The sequence below is a fragment of the Enterococcus mundtii genome, from assembly GCF_002947535.1.
In the GTDB taxonomy this organism is placed as follows: domain Bacteria; phylum Bacillota; class Bacilli; order Lactobacillales; family Enterococcaceae; genus Enterococcus_B; species Enterococcus_B mundtii_B.
Map to the genome: position 1 here is coordinate 116,632 of NZ_PUAP01000017.1, position 21,477 is coordinate 138,108.

General features: G+C 37.8%; 19 protein-coding genes and 1 riboswitch. Of the genes, 2 read left to right on the plus strand and 17 right to left on the minus strand.

Annotated elements, in window-relative coordinates; all coding sequences use genetic code 11:
• Positions 1–245 precede the first annotated feature (245 nt).
• From CUS89_RS05240 to CUS89_RS05270, 7 genes are read right to left on the minus strand one after another with little or no spacing between them, the layout of a single operon-like run.
• Positions 246–1,964, minus strand: a complete 1,719-nt coding sequence (locus CUS89_RS05240) for a phospho-sugar mutase (protein WP_104871327.1) — start codon at positions 1,962–1,964, stop codon at positions 246–248.
• The gene (locus CUS89_RS05245; RefSeq protein WP_104871328.1) at positions 1,961–3,028 is read right to left on the minus strand and encodes a BtaManbiosPhlase; all 1,068 of its coding nucleotides are present in this window, start codon (positions 3,026–3,028) and stop codon (positions 1,961–1,963) included. The genes CUS89_RS05240 and CUS89_RS05245 overlap by 4 nt, the downstream gene beginning before the upstream one ends.
• 12 nt (positions 3,029–3,040) lie before the next feature.
• Positions 3,041–3,994 (minus strand): DUF1861 family protein, encoded by a 954-nt coding sequence (locus CUS89_RS05250; RefSeq protein WP_258082386.1) that lies wholly within the window; start codon positions 3,992–3,994, stop codon positions 3,041–3,043.
• Positions 3,949–5,454 carry an alpha-amylase family glycosyl hydrolase gene (locus tag CUS89_RS05255; protein WP_104871329.1) on the minus strand — a complete coding sequence of 502 codons (1,506 nt, stop codon included), beginning with the start codon at positions 5,452–5,454 and terminating at the stop codon, positions 3,949–3,951. Before CUS89_RS05255 ends, CUS89_RS05250 begins: the two co-directional genes overlap by 46 nt.
• Positions 5,455–5,466: 12 nt before the next feature.
• Positions 5,467–6,303: a carbohydrate ABC transporter permease gene (locus tag CUS89_RS05260; protein ID WP_074799807.1), complete on the minus strand. Its 837-nt coding sequence runs from the start codon at positions 6,301–6,303 to the stop codon at positions 5,467–5,469.
• Positions 6,290–7,165 (minus strand): carbohydrate ABC transporter permease, encoded by an 876-nt coding sequence (locus tag CUS89_RS05265; protein WP_104871330.1) that lies wholly within the window; start codon positions 7,163–7,165, stop codon positions 6,290–6,292. The genes CUS89_RS05260 and CUS89_RS05265 overlap by 14 nt, the downstream gene beginning before the upstream one ends.
• The gene (locus tag CUS89_RS05270; RefSeq protein ID WP_104871331.1) at positions 7,165–8,484 is read right to left on the minus strand and encodes an ABC transporter substrate-binding protein; all 1,320 of its coding nucleotides are present in this window, start codon (positions 8,482–8,484) and stop codon (positions 7,165–7,167) included. The genes CUS89_RS05265 and CUS89_RS05270 overlap by 1 nt, the downstream gene beginning before the upstream one ends.
• 182 nt (positions 8,485–8,666) lie before the next feature.
• On the opposite strand from CUS89_RS05270, the gene CUS89_RS05275 reads away from it, so the two are divergent.
• Positions 8,667–9,659, plus strand: coding sequence for a LacI family DNA-binding transcriptional regulator (locus tag CUS89_RS05275; RefSeq protein WP_104871332.1), 993 nt, complete (start codon positions 8,667–8,669; stop codon positions 9,657–9,659).
• 103 nt (positions 9,660–9,762) lie between these two features.
• Here CUS89_RS05275 and CUS89_RS16335 read toward each other — a convergent pair whose 3' ends face one another.
• The 9 genes from CUS89_RS16335 to CUS89_RS05315 all read right to left on the minus strand — a co-directional run bounded on the left by CUS89_RS16335 (position 9,763) and on the right by CUS89_RS05315 (position 18,875).
• Positions 9,763–10,221 carry a hypothetical protein gene (locus CUS89_RS16335; protein WP_258082387.1) on the minus strand — a complete coding sequence of 153 codons (459 nt, stop codon included), beginning with the start codon at positions 10,219–10,221 and terminating at the stop codon, positions 9,763–9,765.
• A gap of 59 nt (positions 10,222–10,280) precedes the next feature.
• Entirely contained in the window at positions 10,281–12,035 is a 1,755-nt protein-coding gene (locus CUS89_RS05280; protein WP_258082388.1) for a DGQHR domain-containing protein, read from the minus strand.
• A 2-nt stretch (positions 12,036–12,037) separates the two neighbouring features.
• Positions 12,038–12,865, minus strand: a complete 828-nt coding sequence (locus tag CUS89_RS05285) for a DNA adenine methylase (RefSeq protein ID WP_065097080.1) — start codon at positions 12,863–12,865, stop codon at positions 12,038–12,040.
• A 333-nt stretch (positions 12,866–13,198) separates the two neighbouring features.
• Entirely contained in the window at positions 13,199–13,981 is a 783-nt protein-coding gene (locus tag CUS89_RS05290) for an ABC transporter ATP-binding protein (protein WP_104871333.1), read from the minus strand.
• A gap of 13 nt (positions 13,982–13,994) precedes the next feature.
• Positions 13,995–14,519, minus strand: a complete 525-nt coding sequence (locus tag CUS89_RS05295; RefSeq protein WP_181055313.1) for an ATP:cob(I)alamin adenosyltransferase — start codon at positions 14,517–14,519, stop codon at positions 13,995–13,997.
• Positions 14,520–14,532: 13 nt separating this feature from the next.
• Positions 14,533–15,531: a FecCD family ABC transporter permease gene (locus CUS89_RS05300; protein WP_071866943.1), complete on the minus strand. Its 999-nt coding sequence runs from the start codon at positions 15,529–15,531 to the stop codon at positions 14,533–14,535.
• Positions 15,524–16,492, minus strand: coding sequence for an ABC transporter substrate-binding protein (locus CUS89_RS05305; RefSeq protein WP_104871335.1), 969 nt, complete (start codon positions 16,490–16,492; stop codon positions 15,524–15,526). The genes CUS89_RS05300 and CUS89_RS05305 overlap by 8 nt, the downstream gene beginning before the upstream one ends.
• A 189-nt stretch (positions 16,493–16,681) precedes the next feature.
• A riboswitch (cobalamin riboswitch) is annotated at positions 16,682–16,842 on the minus strand.
• Positions 16,843–17,283: 441 nt separating this feature from the next.
• A complete protein-coding gene (locus tag CUS89_RS05310; protein ID WP_104871336.1) occupies positions 17,284–18,180 on the minus strand; it encodes a hypothetical protein in 897 nt (298 codons plus the stop codon).
• 65 nt (positions 18,181–18,245) lie between these two features.
• On the minus strand, positions 18,246–18,875 hold the full coding sequence (locus CUS89_RS05315) for a DUF443 family protein (RefSeq protein WP_104871337.1): 630 nt from the start codon (positions 18,873–18,875) through the stop codon (positions 18,246–18,248).
• Between the two features lie 456 nt (positions 18,876–19,331).
• Between CUS89_RS05315 and CUS89_RS05320 the strand changes: the two genes are divergently transcribed.
• Positions 19,332–19,967, plus strand: a complete 636-nt coding sequence (locus CUS89_RS05320) for a VanZ family protein (RefSeq protein WP_104871338.1) — start codon at positions 19,332–19,334, stop codon at positions 19,965–19,967.
• 94 nt (positions 19,968–20,061) lie between these two features.
• Here CUS89_RS05320 and CUS89_RS05325 read toward each other — a convergent pair whose 3' ends face one another.
• Positions 20,062–21,474 carry a family 1 glycosylhydrolase gene (locus CUS89_RS05325; RefSeq protein ID WP_104871339.1) on the minus strand — a complete coding sequence of 471 codons (1,413 nt, stop codon included), beginning with the start codon at positions 21,472–21,474 and terminating at the stop codon, positions 20,062–20,064.
• Positions 21,475–21,477: the final 3 nt, after the last annotated feature.

Consider the following 21,477-nt stretch of genomic DNA (forward strand, 5'->3'; position numbering starts at 1 on the left):
ACATATTTATTCCTGTTTTATAATAACAAAATAAATAATCAAGAGGGTGTAAATGTCTAGTCATTAGATAACAATTTATAATAAACAAGAAAAATTTTCTCTTCTCTAATCGTCCATTAATTTTATATCCGTTAGGTTTCCATACCAATAACGTTATGTTTGAGTATTTTAAGTTACTTAATTGTTTCTACAAAAAAACCAAGCGACTCTTCAGTTCAGAGGTCTAGCTTGGCTTTTCGTATTGTTTATAAATGATCCAATAGTTTCTGAAATTCCTTCTGCAAGCGAAGCAATTTCGCTCGTGCAGAAGGTTGAGATTTATCCTTCACTGAATAATAAATCTTAAACTTCGGTTCTGTACCTGATGGTCGTAGACAGAACCATGAACCATCTGTGAATATATACTTCAAGACATTGGAAGCAGGAAGGTCAATCGTGGATGATTGTTGATTTGGCGTCGTTCTTAGTGAAGTAGCGTAATCTTCTGTACATGAAAGCTCAAACTCTCCTAAGCGAGAAAATGATTGCTCTCTCAGACGATCCAATCGTTGGTTCATTTGGATGATTCCATCTTTCCCAGAAAAAATCTGTGTTTCCAAATGTTCTTCATAGTAGCCGTATTCTTCATAAAGTTCATGTAAACGATCGATCAAATCCTGCCCTGATAAATGACGGTCTAACGTAGCTTCCGCTAATAATACCGCCGCTTGGATCGCATCTTTGTCTCTAACAAAAGGGGCGATCAGATAGCCATAACTTTCTTCGTACCCAAACAAAAAATCTTTCCCTTTTTGTTCTTCTGCTTGTTGGATTTGTTCACCGATAAATTTGAACCCAGTCAACGTATTTCTCGTTTCGATCCCATGCGCTTGAGCAATTCTGGCACCTAGTTCCGAAGTGACGATCGTTTTGGCTATAAAGAAGTTCGTCAAGGATTGTTGGTTCTGTTGTTTGCTTCGAATCAAGTAGTCCAGCAATAGGGCGCCGATTTGATTCCCTGTAAGAAATACTGGTTCTCCGTTTTTCAAAACCACGACACCTAAACGATCTGCATCTGGGTCCGTTGCTAATATCAGTTGTGCATCCCGTTTCTTTGCTTCTGTTAATGCCAGCGCAAAAGCCTCTTTATCTTCTGGATTAGGTGAAACTACTGTTGAAAAATCTGGATCAGGTAACGCTTGCTCTTTTATGACGTGGAGATTAGCAAATCCTAGTTGCTCAAATGCTTTTTGCATAAGTATATTTCCAGCTCCATGTAATGGCGTGTAGATCATGTTAAGCTGCGAGCCAAATCGTCGGATGTTTTCTTTATTTTGAATGACTGCCGTCAACTGTTCTAAATAAAGAGTGTCGACTTCTTCACCAAAAAGATGAATCAGCTGAGCCTCTCTATAAATAGCCAATGCGTCTGCTTCAATCGCCAACTCATTAGGTCCATCCGCTAAAAGTTCTGTCAGTCTCTCTGCTGTTTCTAAAGTAATCTGCCCACCGTCTGGTCCATAAACTTTAAATCCGTTGTATTCTTTTGGATTGTGACTAGCCGTGATCATCACTCCTGCACACGCTTGATAATGGCGAACAAGAAACGACAATTGCGGTGTCGGACGTAAACAATCAGATAAATAAACCTTGACCCCTTGACTGGCTAATACTCGCGCCGTCCATTCAGCGAATTCCTTTGAGCCATGACGGTTATCAAATGCGATCACTACGCCTTGTTGGCTTGCATTTTCTTCACGAATATAAGTAGCTAAACCAAAAGCAACTCGTTTGATCGTATAACTGTTCAGCCGATTCGTACCGACTCCGAGTTCCCCGCGCATCCCACCTGTGCCAAAGGACAAGTACTGATAAAAGCGATCTTCGATTTCTTGCGAGTCAGAAAGAGCCGATAATTGCTCTTTCATCGCTTCTTCTAAAGATCCTTCATTTAGCCATTCTTGATATTTTTGTTGCCAGCTCATGGGCGTTCTTCTTTCATTTGATCTAAAATCTCATTGATCGAAAGGGTACAGCCAGCCATTGATGTATCTGCGACACCGTAATACATCGTCAACTGATCCCCATCAAGTAATCCCCCACAGCCAAAGACAACATCCCCAAAGAAACCATTCTTTTCATAGTCCGCTTCTGGCTCCATGATTGTCTGATGACTGCGCGCGATCACTTTGGTTGGATCTTCTAAATCTAAAAGTGCGGCACCCATACAATAGCGATGCTGTGCTGTCGCGCCATGATAGATGATCAACCACCCTTGATCCGTTTTGATAGGCACTAGACCGCCGCCGATCCGACCGCTATCCCATGTATTTTCTCGAACACCTAACAGATGATGGTGGTTCCCCCAACTCACTAAATCTGGTGAAGACGCAATCCAGATATCATAATTTCCAATACTTTTTAGCGACGGACGGTGCAACGCATAGTACTTCCCATTGATTTGTTCTGGAAAAATCAACACATCTTTATTTTCTGGCGCAAATATATTGCCAAGATCTTGATAAGACTTGAAATCTTTCGTTGAAACTAAAGAATCACAGACCCCCATCGGTGAGACAGAACTAAAATTGACGTAGTATGTATCGCCAATTTGCGTACAACGCGCATCTTCTATGCCGTACGTTTGGTATTCATTAAACGGGTACAAGAAAGCATCTTCGTCAATCGTAAAATGATGTCCATCTTTACTCCGAGCAATTCGAATATAAGACAAAGAAGTTAAATACTCAAAACGATCTAATTGATCTTTTTTACGGATCATTCGTGGATCTTCAAAATCATAACTTTCATCCTCACGATCAAAAGATAAGATTTCCATCGTTTGCGTTGCTGGATCATAAACAGGCGCTTTGATCACCTTTGGATCTTCCGAGATTGGTCGCTCTGCGATTCTCAATAAGAGTAAGACTTCCCCTTGATAGTAAGCAACTCCCCCATTGAATGCACCAATCACTTCATATCCGTCGTGTAACGGTTTGATATCTTTTGGTGTAATCAATGGATTTTCATTAAAACGGTCTATTTTCATCTGTATTTACCTCTACTTAAATGGATTTTCGATTTTTAATTTTTGTGCGCCTGCATCACTGATCCCGGCATATAAAACACCATGCTCAGAAGACAGGTCCAAGCCTCCGCTAAAGACCACATCCACAAGATCCGGTCGTTTCGTCGGTCCTTTAGCAAAATCTTTTCTTTCTGCAAGGATGCGCACATCTTTCATTGCATGGTTTCTGCGATCAAAAGAAAAACGCATCGCATAATAATGGCGATCACCTTGCTCATCAAAATTCGCAATATGGCCTAAAACCCAAATCACTCCATCAATCTCAAAAATTTCATTTGCGCCGCCCCATTCTTCCTCAGAAAATTGATTCGCTAACAATGGCGCTCCTTCGATTTTTTGGATCGATAGATCAGCCAGCTGATCGATCAGACAAGCACCAATCTTGCCACGACCGCCTTTTTCTCCTTGTGGACGTGTCATGACTAAAATTTCACCAGTTGACAATTGCTTCAAACGTAAGTCTTTCATTCCCCATGGTCCTTCAAATAAGTGGTGGGCAGTTGCTGTATCTTCTAAGTGATAAAAAATGGTCCGCCATTGCGCCTGACCTTCTGGCAAGAAAACAACTTCTACCCCACCTAAAATCACTTTCCCGTCGATCACCGTATAAAAAGGATCTTGTAATGGTAATTCGATGCCATCAGAAATCTTTGCCCACGTATTTTTAGCTGTTTCTCTAAACAAGTAGACGGTAGAATCTTCGCTCTCTCTAGCTTCCACACGCCCAGCTAATACGACTTCTCCCGCTAACTCAAAGGGTGCGGTAATATTATAGACATCCTTCGTTCCCACACCTGTAAACGTCAAAAATTCCGCTTTTTTCATTTGTTCAGGCTTATTTTTTCGATAGTCTTCAATTAAGTTTTTTATTTTGATCATTGCTATTCCTTTCCAATCCAACAGCTTTTTGATGGCACGTTGACCCATTTACGATCCTCACTAAGCATTCCTTTGCCATAAATCGTTTGAACGTTTTCTGAGGTATTCTGTTCTACAGACGACTCACTAAAATTCAGCACTACGGATAAATGCTTTACTTGATAGCGTATACATCCTTTTTCCAACTGAATATTCGTGACTTCTTGAAAAGGTCCCTCCGCTTTACGCAAACGAATCAATTCTTGATAGACAGAAGAAATCAGTGCCCCTTCTGGATTTTTCGGGCTCGTCCCGATCCACCCAGGTCGTTGACTTTCTCCCCAAGGAATCATCCCCCGGGAACGGTCGCGATTCACTTCATTGGCGGCTGAAAGTGCCTGTCGTGTTTCTACAAAGAGACATTGTTCATGGTATTTATTCTTCGCTTGGATGTCGCGAATCTCTGAAATATGGGTCGGATGAAAATCACTTACCCCTTGTTCTTCTCCTTGAAATAAGAAAGGCACCCCCCGATTGATCAACAGAAAGACAGACAACAATTCATACGTCTCACGATCTTCTTGTGCCAACCGGTTCCACGAACGACTCATATCGTGACTATTAAAGAATAAAGTTGGAAGATGTTCACGTGCATTCATCTCTTGAAATTCGTGGGTCAACATCGTTAGATCCAACGTTTCAATACTTCCTAAATTAAAATTGAACGCCGTATCGAATCCTGCTTCTTCCACATAACTTGAAATCACCGATAACTGATCCGAACTGATCTCAGCCACTGTAAAAATATTCGGAGCGACTGTTTTGAGCCATTGATTCATTTCTTTAAGAACTGGCATCACTCCAGGCTGGTTGACATCATAAAGATGCACCTGTTTCCCCTCTTCATCCCTAGGATTATCTGTAAAAGTATCATTCACCGTTAGATTATTGATCACATCAAAACGAAACCCATCCACACCCATGTCCAGCCAGAAAGACAAGACATCGTAGATTGCCTGCTTCACTTCAGGATTCTGCCAGTTCAGATCCGCCTGTTCTTCTGCAAAACTGTGATAATAATACTGATTGGTTCGGTGATCCAGCTTCCAAGCACTCCCACCAAAAAAGCTTTCCCAATTATTCGGTTGTTCTCGCCAAATATACCAATCTCGTTTTGCACTCGCTTGGCTCGCACTGGATTCGATAAACCACGGATGTGCCGTTGATGTGTGATTCAAAACCACATCAATAATGACTTTTATCGATAATGCATGTGCTTCTTCCAAAAGTGATCGAAAGTTTTCCAAACACCCATATTGCGGATCAACCGCACAATAATCTGACACATCATACCCATTATCGACTCTTGGCGAAGGATAAAATGGCGTGAGCCATAAGGCATCGATGCCACATTCTTTTAGATAAGACAACTTTCCTCTAACACCATCGATATCCCCAATCCCGTCGCCATTACTATCTGCAAAAGAAGCGAGATAGATTTCATAAAAAACTGCATTTTTCCACCACATTGTTCTGTCCTCTTACTTCAATGTAAATTGCATACCATCTTGGAATCGTTTTGAGAAAATCAAAAACAAAACGATCAATGGTAACGTCAACAATACTGACGCCGCATACATCGGTCCTGGAAACGTGCCATACGGTCCGAACATTTGTGAAATCAACACATTCAACGTCACTGTACTATCACTTTTCGACACGATCATATCCCACAATAAATTCGTCCAACGATCCGTAAACAAGAACAAGAAAATCACCGTCGTAATCGATTTGGACATCGGTAAAACGACTTTGAACAAGACTTGCATCTCCGTTGCACCATCTAACTTCGCCGCTTCAATCAATGTATTGGGAATCGCTTTGAAAAAGTTCGTATACATAAAAATCGCCCATAAACTGATTGCTGTAGGAATAATCATTCCTGCATATGAATCCAGTAACCCCACTCTCGTCACCATTAAAAACTGCGGGATCAGTAAAATGATTGCTGGGAAAAACATTTGGAAAAGAATAAAATTGTTTACTAATTTTTTCCCTTTAAACTCGATCTTTGCCAACGCATAACCGACCATCAAAGCAAACAACATCATTAAAACAGTTGCTACCGTCGCCACGATCGTCGTATTGACAAAAGCCCCCAACCACGGAACATCCGCAGAAGTCGGTGAACCTCCGAAAAGCCACGTCCAAGAACGTAAACTAAAATCTGTCGGGATAATGCGACGATCCACTTGATCCCAAACTGCAAAAGAATGCATGACTAAGTACACAAAAGGAAACGTCATGATCAGCATCACGAGGGTGGTTACAAGATAAAGAATCGTATTTTTGCCTTTTGTCCGTTTATGACCAACCATTTTTCTCCCCCCATTTTTCTAATAGTTTACGAATCACACCGATCGAAGCAAACGTCACCACAGAAGCCATCAAAGCAACTGCTGAAGCATAACCCGAGCGAAGATTGACAAACGCTTGATTATAGATCTCCATTTGCCACGTATTCGTAGCAAAATTCGGCCCGCCACCAGTCAATTGATACACTTCCGTAAAGATCCCAAAACTAATCCCCACAGCAAGCACCGTCACTGTAAAAAATGCAGGATAAAGCATCGGAAACGTGATCTTCCAAAAACGCGTCCAAGCACTTGCGCCATCGATTGCCGCAGCCTCATAGACCTCTTTATTGATATTTCCCAAACCAGAAATCAAGATCAACCCATAATAACCAGACATCTTCCAAGCAATCATCAGTGAAACAATAAAAATCGACGTCTGAGGATTCCCTAACCAATCAATATCCCAGCCCATTCTCGTACGTAAAAACGTATTGAAAGGACCATTGTAAGAAAGCAAACCTTTCACAATCAACGAAGTCACGACCCCACTTGAAAGATAAGGTAAAAAGAAGGCAACCATGTACAAACCTTTAAACTTAGGCAAACTATTCACTAACAATGCAATCGTCATCGATAAAATCAAAGCCATCGGAACAAAGACAAGTAGAAATTTATAGGTCACCACAAATGCTGCTCGAATCGCCGGGCTATGAAACGCATCAATAAAATTTTCGAAACCAACAAATTCAACCGTTGGTGAAATCATATTCCAACTTGTCAGCGCCAACCAAAACGACCATAAAAGCGGTAATAAAAAGAAGATGACAGTAAAAATCAGGTATGGGCTGGTAAATAACCAGCCCAACTTTGTATTTTTGTTCATTATTGAAGCGCCCCTTCAACCGCTGATTTGGCATCTGCTGTTGCAGTTTTCGCATCCTTTTCTCCACGAATCACTGGTACCCACGCTTGTTCACCAAAAGCTTGTTGAATCTCATTGAATTTTTCATTATCCATTGCCGGTACAGCAAACGGAACATTTTCTGCGTATACTTTCATCGCTGGATTTTCTTCAAAGTATGCAGCAAAAATTTCATTTTCTTTCGCATCGTCTCTCGCAGGGATCAATGACGTCATTTCTAATAACTTCATGTCATGTTCATCATCTGAATAAACAAATTCCAAGAACGCCATCGCTGCTGCTTGTTCTTCTTCTGTTGCTTGCGCGTACATCACGATCCCTTTCGCATCTGCGTAAGTGGAAACTTCTTCCACATCTGCTAAAGCATCAGGCACAACAGGTGTCGTCACTGTGTAGTTTTCACCAAACGTCAACTCAGGATATTTTTCGTCCCAATTCGGGAATGTCCACGGACCAAGATCAGTCATGATACTATCCCCATTTTCAAATGGATCAGTCGCTTCACCTGTTCGCAAAACATTCGCATCTGCTAATTGACTCATCAAATCAAATACATCCGTCATTGCAGCCTCATCCACAGAAAACTTCTCATTTTCTACAAAACTGCCACCTTCACTCGCCGCATTGTACAACGGGAAGAAATCAAACCAACGCATCCAAGCTGTTGGGTCAGACAAGTCTCTTTTCGCCCACAAAGCTTTATCTGTTTCTTGCACTTTCTCTACAACGTCTAACAATTCAGAATACGTTTTTGGAACCTCCGAAAAGCCAAGTTCTTCTAGTAAATCAATGCGCCAACCAAATAAAATCGGGTTTGAATACAATGGTAATACATATTGACTATCGTCAGAAAATTTCCAGCTTTCAATCGTTTGATCCATGTGTCTTGTTTCCACGATCGAATCAAATCCACTTTGTTGATTCAATGGTAAAATCGCTTCACTAGCCGCCAATTGTGCCGCAAAACTACGGTTCACATTTTCAGACAATGTCGGTGCTGTATTCGATGCAATCGCACTTTGGATCGTCGCTTCAGAAGATGGACTTTCTTTCATTTGAGTCACTTCGACTGTGATCTCGTCATTTTGTGCTTCGAATTCTGTCGCCATTTCTTGCCAATAGCTCAATTGCGTCGGATTAGGTGCCGCCCAAAAAGTGATTTTCGTTTTCCCATCATCTGAGCCAGAATCCCCACTCGTTGATTGATTGCCACAGCCCGCAAGTAAAACAGTTCCTACTAATACAGTCGTAAGTCCCAAAAATATTTTCTTCATCTTCATGAATCTTCCTCCTTGATTTGTAAACGGTTTCTTATAACTGCGACAATCATACCATCCGTAATTACGTTTGTCAACATTACGTAATTAACATTACAAAGTTACATTTGTAATCTCTTTAGGTGATTATTTTAGATGTACTATGTTATAATCAATATAAATATTACGAGAAATTAGGTGAACTTATGAAAAAAGCTTCGATGCAAGACATCGCTGATGCACTAGGAATCTCTAAAAATTCCGTTTCGCAAGCACTACGAAACAAACCAGGCGTCAGCCAACAAACCAAACAACTAGTAAAAAATAAAGCCGACGAACTAGGCTATCGTTACCAAACCGTCACAGAAGACACCACCATGAGCTTCCTTTTGATGGCAACCGAATTTGCCTTTTCCCAAACAAGTTTCTTCGGCGAAATCGTGAAAAGCGCAGAATCTGCCGCACAACGTGCACATATCAGATTAGACACGTATACCTTAACCGATGAAACACTACAACAAATGATCCTGCCAGAACACATCAATGAATATGACGGTATTTTAGTGCTTTCTCATAGTAACAATGACTACATAAAACAAGTGATTGCTACAGGAATCCCCGTAACTTTGATTGATCATCACGATCCAGAATTACTCGCGGATGCCATTTTGTCCAAAAATACCGACGGCACGTTCCAAGCCATTTCATTACTCATTGCGAACGGTATGAAACGAATCGGCTTCATCGGCGACACCTCCTTTTCGCCAAGCTACCTCGAACGCTACCGGGGCTACCATCGCGCCTTAGCAGAACACGGCATCTCACAAGAACCAGAAATCGAGATCACCGAAATCGAGGAATCCCAAGGCGCTTTGTTCAGTCGCCTAAAAAGCATCGAGCAAATGCCCGACGCTTGGTTTTGTGTCAATTCCGGATTAGCCTTCATGCTCAACAGCTATCTCCAATCCGCTGGCTATACAATACCAGATGACATCAGTATTATTTGTTTTGACGAAACAGAATTCACACGCATGGCAATCCCACGATTGACCAACGTTGCCACCAACTTGGAATTCATGGGCCAACTCGCCATCCGAACCTTGTTACACCGCATCAATCATCCAGACGAACCGATCATCCATCAGCAGATCGTACCAGAGTTGAATATTTGGGGATCGGTGAGGGTTGTGGATAAATGAAGGAACCGCTGGACAGCTAGAGTGAAATGGGCTGTTCAGCGGTTTTCTATTGTTTTTTAATAGAACAACAATATGAATATCCAATTTTATAAATCTGATAGTATTAAAAACCTAATTGTCTATATTTATTGCCTTGTAATAGCCATGTATGAATTTTTTCTAAAAATTGAAACTCTTCCTCTGTGACTGAGTACTGATGAAACTGCTCATTTCTAATTCTAGATATTTTCTCCATCCATTTGGTTTTATCTGTTTTTTTTCCGGATTTCTTCTTATCTTCTGGCAAAGTGTAATCTTTTTCAAAAATATTTTGCCAGTTGTTTAGAACAATTTCTCTATAATTAATAAAATTGAGACAGTCCCAAGGCGAAACTTCTTCTCCAGATTTCTTGTCGTAATTTTTTTCCACTGCTAGAGAATTTGCATCCTGATATACTTTCTTTGGCAATCCTTTTTTAAACCAGACATCGCCAAATTCATTCTGAAGCTTTTCTTTGCAATCTCCCTTTATATATAATTCTATATCCCGTATCATATTATAGGAAGCATCATTATATCTCATATCATTTTCTTCCCAGTATTTATTCATTCCCTCAGGACAAAAACTCTCACATCTTTTACTTATTTCTTTCTGTAGTGTTCGCCAGTACTTGATCTTTCCCCCTCCACCATAATTTTTTTTATTTTTTTTCTTTCATCTAGAGTAACAGATTTATAATAATCGATTAAATAGTCTAAATAGTCGAACACCAAGTTAAGATTTTCTTTTTTTTGAATCTGATCTAAATTTATGAGACTTCTCGCCATTAAATCATTAGTTATATCATCAATAATACGGATCAAACTATATATTCCAGGATTAGTCACAATAAACATCTTATCTTTCTCAGTAGTTTCCCAATTATCTCCAACTTGAGATTTTACGTACCACAAACACTCCTTTAAATAATTAAAAACTATGTCTGAAGTTTCTTTATTACTCTCTTTATCCAAAGTACCCATACTAATTAATTCATTATTTCTACTGTATTCTCCAAAAAAAGAACAATCATCTAATGCATTTTTTATAGAGTCAATGGTGATTGAACAATAGTCTGTTCTTGAATTTTCACCAACTAAAATTCGATCATACAAAGAAGAGCTTCTATCGTCGCCTAACCTATGAGCAATCACCAATTTTAATGCTGTTTTTCTTTCATTTAAGGAATCAGATTCCCAAAGAAGATCAGAATTTAAAGTATTTCTTAAATTTTTAGATACAGATTTTTGATTTTCATTTATATCCATAAATAGCTTAATTTGTTCTTTTCTATTAAGGTTTTCAAATGCCACAACAGGAATTGAATTAGACTCTGAAAAAGTCAGATTAGAATAGCCATATAATCTATGTTGACCATCAATAATATAAGCAGATCGATATAATTGTGGAAGATGTAATATCCCTATCTTTGATATTGCTTCTTCAACTTGATTCCCACTCATATCAAATCTTAGTTTTTTCCCATTTGTGTCTAAATTAATTATTAATGAATTAGGAAAGAAACCACCCTCAGAAATAAATTCTCTAATTGCCTTGATTCGATCCTTTTTTATCAGTCTCTGATAAGTAGGCATCATGTCTTTGTTGGCATTATTCCTATGTAACACGTATGCAATTTTCAACAACTTCTCTGGCTCAATCGAAAAAGAATAGTACTTATGTCCACCCATTCTTCCTTCTATAGCCGGTATTTTATTATCCATGCTTTGTATTTTTTGCCCAGAGAAAAGAAGACCTAGGAATTGATATCTCGATGCTTTACCTAAGTGAGTGGATAGACCTTTATAGTATAAAAACGTTTCTTCATCGAAATAAGTTATTCCATATTTTTCCATAAAATAAGTATCTTGATCTGGTAGTATATAATTTTGTGTGGCAAAAATAAATGCACATTTTTTCTTTTTTTCTGGAAAATTACCTCTCCCCCACTTAATCAAGGAGGACTTATGCTCATTAATTTGCTTTATCTCATTTAATAAACTTTTCTTATTCTGCTTTTTATCACTAAAATTAGTAAAAATAAATAATAGTGTTTCATCATCAGAAGACACTATATCTACCTCTAGCCCATCAATATTTATTGAGGTTTTACTAATTTCATTGAATCCCATATCGTAAAATAGTAGCCATAACTTATTAATAAACAACTCTTGTTTAAGCTTACTTCTTTTTAAACGAGATGTTTTTTTGAAATTCCTATCAATAATCCATCCCTCCTCCACGAAAGAAGCTACATCTGGTAGCGGGACACTCTTAGTATTAAACTCTCTTTTTCTTTCTCTTTTTTCTACTAATAATTCTTCCTTTGTTAATATCGAGAAATCTTTTCCAGTCATGCTCAACTCTCCTTTATATTAGTAAAGACATACTCCTTGATCTTGCCTCTATTTGCATTTTTACCACCAATCAAGCTTGCTCTTGTCAGAGGATATGTAAGGTCATCTTTATTATTAAATATTTCATACACTTTCTCATGAGCAGCGTTCGTTAGAATATAATAAGCTTCTTTCTTTTTTATCAAATTGATCAATTCGTTTAACCGATATTGATCTTCTAAAGAAAATAACTTTTGGTTGTAACTAATAAATCCATTATGATTATGTGAAACTGTATACGGTGGGTCCAGTATAACTAAATCATTTTTTTGAATCTTATTACTAATGGACATAAAATCATTAGTTTCCAAAATTGCTCCATTCAAAAGTTTACTAACTCTTAAAATATTATCTTCTTCAATTATGTAATTAGCTCTGTAACCATACGGTACATTATATCCGCCATCTCTATTCACTCGGTATATTCCATTAAAAGATGTTTTATTTAAGTAAATAAACTTCGCAGCAGATAAAATTTCATCATTAAAATTTTGTTCTCTCATTTTATAATAAAAATCTTTTGTGTTCTCATATTTTTTCAATTCCTCTATTACAGCGTTTGGTTCGTTTCTTATTACACAATAAGTATTCATTAATTCCTCATTCAAATCAGATAAAAAAATTTGTTTTTTTGGTTGAATGGCCAGAAAAATGGAAGCGCCTCCTAAAAAAGGTTCGAAGTAGTTATTGAAATGCAAATCTCCGACAATTGTATCCAAGTGTTTTTTCAGCCAGCTTTTTCCTCCGGCCCATCTCAAAAATGGTTTAACATTATGTATTTCTGAATTCATAAACTTCTCCTTTATATATCAATAAAAAAACAACCCTTACATCATATTATAATATAATAATACCATACTATTGGATTTTTAAAACTAATAATATATAGATAAATACTTATAATAAGGGTTTATATTGTCAAATAATAATTAAATAACGAATATTAAAATCAAGGTGTGTCAAAGAAAATAAATAACTAGCAACCAAAAATATAAATAAAGTTATTCCAATAATGAGTATACTCAAATAAATACAAAGTTTGATCTATTATAATCGTTATATAAAACAAGAAATCCTGAGATTTATTACAATTAACCTCAGGATTTCTATAATTATTTAGTAATTTACAATAACCCTTCTCCCAACTTCTCCCAAATCTCACTCTGTTCCTGAAAATGCTTCACTAGATCTACATCAAAGATATCTTTAAGTAGTTTCCTTGAAGCTGTTTCCAAAAATGGGCCTTGCTTGATGACTTGGCCTGCTTTCATGAACAGGACTTGGTCGCTTAAAGAGAGGGCTAAACGGATGTCGTGGAAGACGCCAATGATTGTTTTGTCTTGGTTCTTGCCCCAGTCTTTTAAATAGCCGATGAGTTCGAGTTGGTGCTTGATATCGAGATGATTATTGGGTTCGTCTAGTAATAAAATATCTGGGTCTTGGGCTAATACTTTGGCTAGGAAGACGCGTTGCTTTTGGCCACCGGAAAGTTGGTTGACGGGGTGGTCTTTCAATTCTAACAGATTGGTTAGAGCCAAGCACTCCATGACTTTTTCTCGATCTTCTGCTGTGGTGACCGACCATAGTCCTTGTTTGATGTGCGTATAACGCCCCATCATGATAGTTTCATAGACGGTGTAATCAAAAGCAATGGTTGAAAACTGGCTGAGTAAAGCGACTTTGCGCGCGGCTTCTTTGCGTTTCATCGTGCGGACTTCTTTTCCATCGATCGTGATCGATCCTTCGTAGGAAAGGATGCCCGCAATTGATTTCAATACGGTCGTCTTGCCACAGCCGTTAGGTCCTAGGATACATAGGTTCTCACCTTTGTTCAGCTCGAAGGAGACTTCTTTGATGATTTTTACTGAGCCATAGCCAGCTGTGACTTGCGATAGCTTCAAGGTCATCACTTTTCCTCCTTTAGCGGTAATTTCTGCTGACAAAAGGAATTTCTGTTACATCATCTTCTCGGTTGAATTTCAGCGCAATCATGAAGAAGTAACCAGACAATAAATTGAAAAAGTCTAGCAAGCCTGAATCGACTTTTTTGCCTTGATAGAGATGGCGATACAGCAAACGAACGATTATTTTACAATCGACACGCAAGATATGAGCCAACGCCCCTCGTTCACTTCCTTGAGGTAAGAAAAATGGTCCGCTTTGGTTTGTTCTTTCCGCATTCAATTCATCGACACGACTCTTTAACCAGTCGATTTCTTCTTGCGTGATCGTCATTTTTGTACGCACGCACGCATTGGCATGGTAAACCAATTCACCGATTTTCTCTAACTCTTCGTAAAAAGGAGAATCTTTACACTTTGCGCGTAATAGCCCGATTTCTGAAGATAAACGATCGGTGTGTAATTCATAATCGCAGCGTAAATCATCTGCATCGTCTGCTAAAAACGGATAAGCCTCATAAGGACTTCGATAAATATCTTTCATAATTGTAAAACACTCACTTTCGTTTGAAATAAACATAGGCAAAAAATGGCGCACCAATCAATGCTGTGACAGCGCCTATTGGTATTTCTTGGGGAGATAATAGCGTTCGAGAAATCGTATCGCCGACGACCATCATACTGCCACCTAATAGTGCTGCTCCTGGAATGACCCAACGATGGCTAGCACCGAAGTAACGTCGGATGACATGGGGGGCAATCAAGTCAACGAATCCGATCACACCGACAAATGAAACCGCACTTCCTGCAAGCAAAGCCGCAAGGACCATGACCCATAGCTTGATCGTTCGAACATCTACACCAGAGATTAACGCCTCTTCTTCACCTAAAGATAACACATCTAAACTTCTAGCAGAGAACCAAAGAGCGATTGTTCCAAATAGTAAGATAGGTAAAAAGATTTGAATTTTTGCCCACGTGCTCCCTGAAAAGCTACCCATTTGCCAGAAGACTAATTGCTGCAAATGATCTTTGAACAATGCCGTGACGATCGTCAACATTGCACCTACAAATAAGGTCATGACCATTCCCACCAAAATAACTGTTTGATTCGATAATTGCTGATCCAATCTTTGACTCATCGCCAAGACAATAAACACAGTTGCTAAACCAAAAATAAAGCCTGTCAGAGGTAATGTGAAATTCGGGAACAACGGTAAAGTGATTCCTGAAACAATGATCAACGCAGCGCCAAGTGATGCCCCTGATGACACACCTAGCGTATAGGCAGAAGCTAATGGATTGCCTAATAAGGATTGCATGACCGTTCCACTCACAGCCAAAGCAGCTCCTACAAGAAACGCCAAAACCACTCTCGGCAGGCGAACCTGCCAAAGAATGGTGACGATCGTTGCATCTAGCTGTTTGTCTCCTCTTGAAAATAATGCTTGGATCAAGGTATCAAAAGGAATGGATACACTTCCGATTTTGATCCCAAAGAATACTACGATGATACTTAAGACAACTGCTAACAGCAACCGACTTTGTTTATTCATTTTCCAACGATTTGTATTCATCAGGGTAGATTGCTAATGCCATTTCTTTTAAGGCTTTTGTCATATGGTGGTTTGGTAAAGAGCTCGCAGCATTATCGATATAGAATACTGCTTCATTTTTCACCGCAGGAACGTCTTTCCAGCTTCCACGATCTAAGATTTCTTGCACTGCATCATCCAAGTAATTTACGTTCGTCAAAATTACATCTGGCTTACTAGCAATTGCAGCTTCTTCTGTTACTGGAATCCAGCTTTCTTGATCTGCTAAGACATTTTCTGCACCTACAAGTTCGATCATTTCATTCAAGTAAACGCCTTTACCAAAGCTATAGATTTCAGGTAATGCGCTAATTTCAAACAATACTTTTTTCTTATCTGTAATCGTTGCTCCAATTTCTTTGATTTCATCGATCTCTTTGTTCATTGTATCGACTAATTCTTGTCCTTTTTCATGCTCTTGTAAAGTATCCGCGATAAATTGGACATCTAAAGCAATATCTTCAATGGTATTACTAGTTGGAATATTTACGACAGTAATTCCTGCATCTTTTACTTGAGACCAGACATTTTCAGAGCCATGCAAACTGATATCTGAAACATAAATCACTTGTGGGTTCAATGAAATCAATGTTTCTGCATCCACAGCCATCATATCGATTTGTGGCAACTCATCAAGTTCTTCCGTCATTGCCGGACTTTGTGTGTCAACCGCTACTAATTGATCTTTACGTCCTAGATCATCGATCACTTGTGTAACTGAAGGAACTAAAGAAACCATTTTATTCACTTCTTCAGGAATCTCGATTTCTTCACCCCCACGATCTTTTGTCGGCAAAGCAACTTCTGAAGCTGTCGTTGTTTCTGCTGTTTGGCTTGTTTCGTTGTTATTATTTGAGCAAGCACTCAACCCAAAGACTACGCTCAATCCCAATACAGCAACTAATTTCGATAATTTTTTCATCAACTATTCCCACTTTCTTTGACTCATTTTTACTTTTCCCAGTGATCACTTTGTTTACGATAGCCCTTTCATTTCCATACTCTTACCAAACAACCTTTTTTCAAAGTAGATAAAAACTGCCTTTCCTTTTACAGGAGAAGACAGTTTGATTGATCACACAAAAAAACGCTTGATCTTTCTCCTACAAAAGAACATGATTGCCGTTAGACCGGTCTCCTGACTTGGCTTCCTTTTACTCCCAACCCTTCCAGAATGATCTGTGGTCCTATTGGTTTCATCCACCTTACAGTAGGTAGGTCTGTAGAGGACTTTCACCTCTTTCCCTGACATCTAATCGGCTATTTATTTTTCAGTTTACTTTTACTCTATTATTTATCTTTTTGGAAATTTTAGCTCTATCAACAAAAGTATCTCCGCCAATACTTTAACATATGGATTTCATAAAAGATATACGAAAATCAAGCAGAAACAATAACAAAACACTATTGTATCAACAATAATTTATTATTCTCTGTTTTTTTAAAAGGCAATCATATATAGGATAAAAAACTGACGACACTATAACATCCGTTGATTTATCTAACGTTTTTTATTTTAATAAAACAAAGCTCTTGATAGGCATTCCTATCATGTAAGTGTAAGGTAAAAGGACAAAAATTTGTTAAAAATCATGCAAAAATTTCATATGTTATTCATTAAAATAAGAAAAGATTTATCAGATTAAGACGATTCATTTTAGTATTCAATCCAAAATTTACATTTTGATAGACGTTGAGACCCAAGATTTTTGGCTAGTTCTTCTCTTTTATTTCTTTGGCTGTTCCTTTGATATGCTTGTTGAAATATTTTTCTCCATACCATTCTAACTGCGCCTTCCCTTCCAAGTCGCGGTATTGTTCTGCGTATTTTCGCTTATAATACCCCTGTAATAGATAAGGGAAGTATAGATAGGATTCTGCAAAAATGATCACAATATCCATCGCTAGCCACATACCTAACATACTGATGAATCCAAAAAAATCTGTTCTTACTTCACCGCTGTTTGGGAAGAAGAACTTCCATACTATACCGACGGTCACAATTCCCCAGCCATATTTCATTGCTAATTTCATTACTTGATCTATCAACATATCTATCTTGCCTTTTTTTCTTTCAACTTCATATAACACATACTCAATCGTACGTTTTTTACTCCTAAACACGAGGCAGGATAGTACTCCGATCAATCCTAGTAGGAACAGCATACCTAAAATGGTTAGTGGTTTAAGAAATACTGTTATGAATAAAAGATTCATCTCTATCACTAACCAAATGATATATAAGTTTAAGTTGAATTGACCTCGTATCCTTGTAAAATAATACTCTCCTCTATCCCTAAAAATGAAAACTGACGTTACCCACACAAAAAATAATAAATAGAACAACCACATTGGTAAAAAATTGATATCTGGTATAGGAAGTGGACTAGGTCCTAATTCTCCTGTACTAATTTTTGTGGATATAACAGCGATCAGATAATTGATTCCTATTAAAAAGGCAAGAAATAGTACTCCTACCACTCTAGCAACGACCTTTTTACCACCTGTTGGATCTGGCAATCGATTAACGTCTTTATTCATAAACGTAACAAATGTGTCATCACTTAGATTTAAACTTTCTTCGAATGTTGCATTGAATAGTTGCTTCATGATTTATATCCACTAAAGCTATCCTCTAATAGTTTTTACTGGAGATAGCACCTTTCTTATTTTTTTCAGTCTAAAGAAATTTTATATTTTTGTTCTGTCAATGCAGCACGACCAATTAGTAGTAACAAGAAAACAAAGTTGATTATTAAAAAAGGCATATATAACAAATTAAACCTTTTTATATACAGTACTGAGAAAGCGATTGAGGTGCCGTTCAGTAATAAGTTTATTACAATCATTTTCAACAAACGGTCCACTCTTATTAAAGGCACTATTCTGATTTTTACCTTTTCGTATGTTTCTAAAAAAACTTTCTTATGTAAAAGTTGCTTTTCTCTGTATGATAAATAGAATTTGATGAATAATGCGCCAGGTAAAATGATAAGGAAAGTGATAATACTATATTTCGAATCTTCTGGAATAAACATTCGTAATAAAAGGACGAAAAGGAATAAGATCAACGTATATAAAAACGAGAGATTGTTAATATTTTTTTCATTTCCTTTTTGAACAATCAAATCATCGTAGTCTCTCTGTGTTATCTTGACACCCTCATACTTTCCCAGCCAACCGAGTGTGGCAAACAGCAACGTCTTTAATTGGCTGTCTGCATCTATCAAGTAAAACTCATTCTCTTCAGTAATTAAAACTTTATAGCGATCGTTATGAATAATATTTTTTAATTCTGATATCATAGTTAAGCTGATACTCCTTTTCTTAGTTATGGGAAGAGGATGATTCTCCCTACCTTTATCTCCCGATTAGCTAGCCTAATACTCAATTTCCTTTTGAGCCTTCACTCATTATTACTATACGCAAATTCCATTTATTTTAACGAAAATCGTTTGGATAAGGATCATCTACGTCGTATACGAACACTTTCAGTCTTATACACACACTAAAACAGCCCTTAAATACTTCATTCAATAAGCACTTAGGACTGTTTTTAACTAGATTTTTTATAATTTTTTTCTTTTTATTTCAGTTATTATTTTGTACCAATCAATTGATTTCACTTTATAATTTGCCGGTACATCAGTCTCTCCCTATAGCCTCTAAAATAAGTCTACAGGCTGATGGCTAGCGTATCCTTCTATGAGATGATTAACTTTACTAATTACTCATTAACTTAAGGAAAGAAGGCGAAAAATATGACGCAACAAATCGGGTTCTGGGAATCCATAGTAGATATCTTGACTTTAAAACCAGTATTCTTGATAGGTCTGCTGATTTTGGCAAGTTTTTTATTCTGGCTCACTAGAGAAAATAAAAATCCCTCTAAATTGATAAGCATTCTATCAGCATTTTTACTATTTTATTATATGAGTTTTACATTCTTCAATGTGTTCGGTGTTCCTACGCTTCGTGAGTTGAATAGAATCAGTGGATTTGGTGAGAGTATTTTCAATCCGAATATCAATCTTATCCCTTTTATAGATGGAATAAATGCAGGTTATATTCTTAATATTCTTTGCTTTATACCCATCGGGTTCTTGTGTCCGTTAATTAGCAACAAGTATAGAAAATTCAGTTATTCTCTTTTACTTGGATTTGGTACCTCATTGTTGATTGAAATAAGCCAACTATTTACGGTAGCTAGAGCAACAGACATTGATGATTTAATTTCAAATGTACTAGGAATGATTCTAGGTTATTTTCTGATTGAGGTCATCTTAAGAATGATCAATCATTCGTCAAACAAAATCCTTGATAAAACGTATGGTTTTTCATGGATGATTCCTATATTGGTCGTTTTTATTGCTTTTGCTAATACATTTTTTAGTTAATGCTTAAAGCTTAATATCTTAGAAACAATTCCTCTATAAAAAAGATAAGAACCCCAAAAATTGTTCTTCCAATTTTTGGGGTTCTTGCTTTTTATCATCCTATTCCGTTTGTTTCAATCACACTTTTATACCAATCAAACGATTTCTTTTTGTATCTGTTTCCGGTGCCTTTTCCTTCATCATCCAAGTCAACATAGATGAAGCCATACCGTTTCGACATTTCTCCGGTAGAAGCGCTGACTAGGTCGATTGGTCCCCAAGAGAGATAACCAAGACATTCGACATAATCTTCGGTGATTGCCTTTTTCATTTCTGAAATGTGGAGGTTAAGATACTCGATACGGTAATCATCATTAATGATATTACCAGGTTTTAACACATCTTCAGCGCCTAACCCGTTTTCAGTGATCATTAGCGGCAATTGGTATCTTCTGTACAACCAGTTCATTGTATAGCGTAAGCCAACAGAATCTATGGCCCAGCCCCAGTCAGAAAGTTCCAGATACGGATTTTGGATGCCTCCAAAGAACGCTTCATTCTCTTTTTGTTCATTCGGAGTGACACTGGACATATAATAATTCAAACCAATATAGTCGATCGTTCCTTGTTGAAAATCTTTCACATCCGTTTCTTGTTGTTCGATCACGATACCTTGCGCTGAAAATTCTTTTAATTTGTATTGTGGAAATTTGCCACGACACATCACATCCATTTGATACAATTCTTTTTCATTTTCCAGCAAGTTGTTTAACATCGTTTCTGGTTTACACGTTTCTGGATATTGCGGATTGATACCAAAAACACACCCAATTTTAAATTCGGGATTGATTTGATGGCCCAACTTAACGACTTTTGAACTAGCAAGTGCCGTATTGTACGCAATTTGTGCGATCGCTTGTTTCGGATTTTCGAGTTCTTCAAATTTAAGACCAGAAATATAGTACGTAAAAAATTCTGCCGCTTTCGAGTTCGGGTCTAAATGATTGATTTCATTGAATGTCGCCCAATAAGTCACTTTACCATTCAGACGTTCAAACAATGTTTCAGCATACTTTTCAAATAAATCGACTAGTTTGCGACTCGTCCAACCTTGGTATTTTACAATCAAGTTAGCTGGTAATTCAAAATGAAAGAACGTGATGATCGGCTCAATCCCACGTGCGAGCAATGTATCTACTACTTCTTCATAAAAGTTCAATCCTTGTTCATTTGGTTCTGGATCATCACCGTTTGGAAAAATCCGTGTCCAATCGATCGAGATTCTTAATGCTGTAAAACCCATTTCCGCAAATAGTTTGATATCCTCTTTATAGCGATGATAAAAATCAATCCTTGTATGAGAAGGATAAATGAATCCTTCTTTCAGTTCTTTGTGGATTTCTCGTGGAGTGTCCCGGGTTCCTTTCGTGACTAGATCCATATTGGAAATTCCTTTGCCGCCTTGATCCCATCCACCTTCACTTTGATGGGCTGCGATACTACCGCCCCATAAAAAATCTTTTCTCATCCT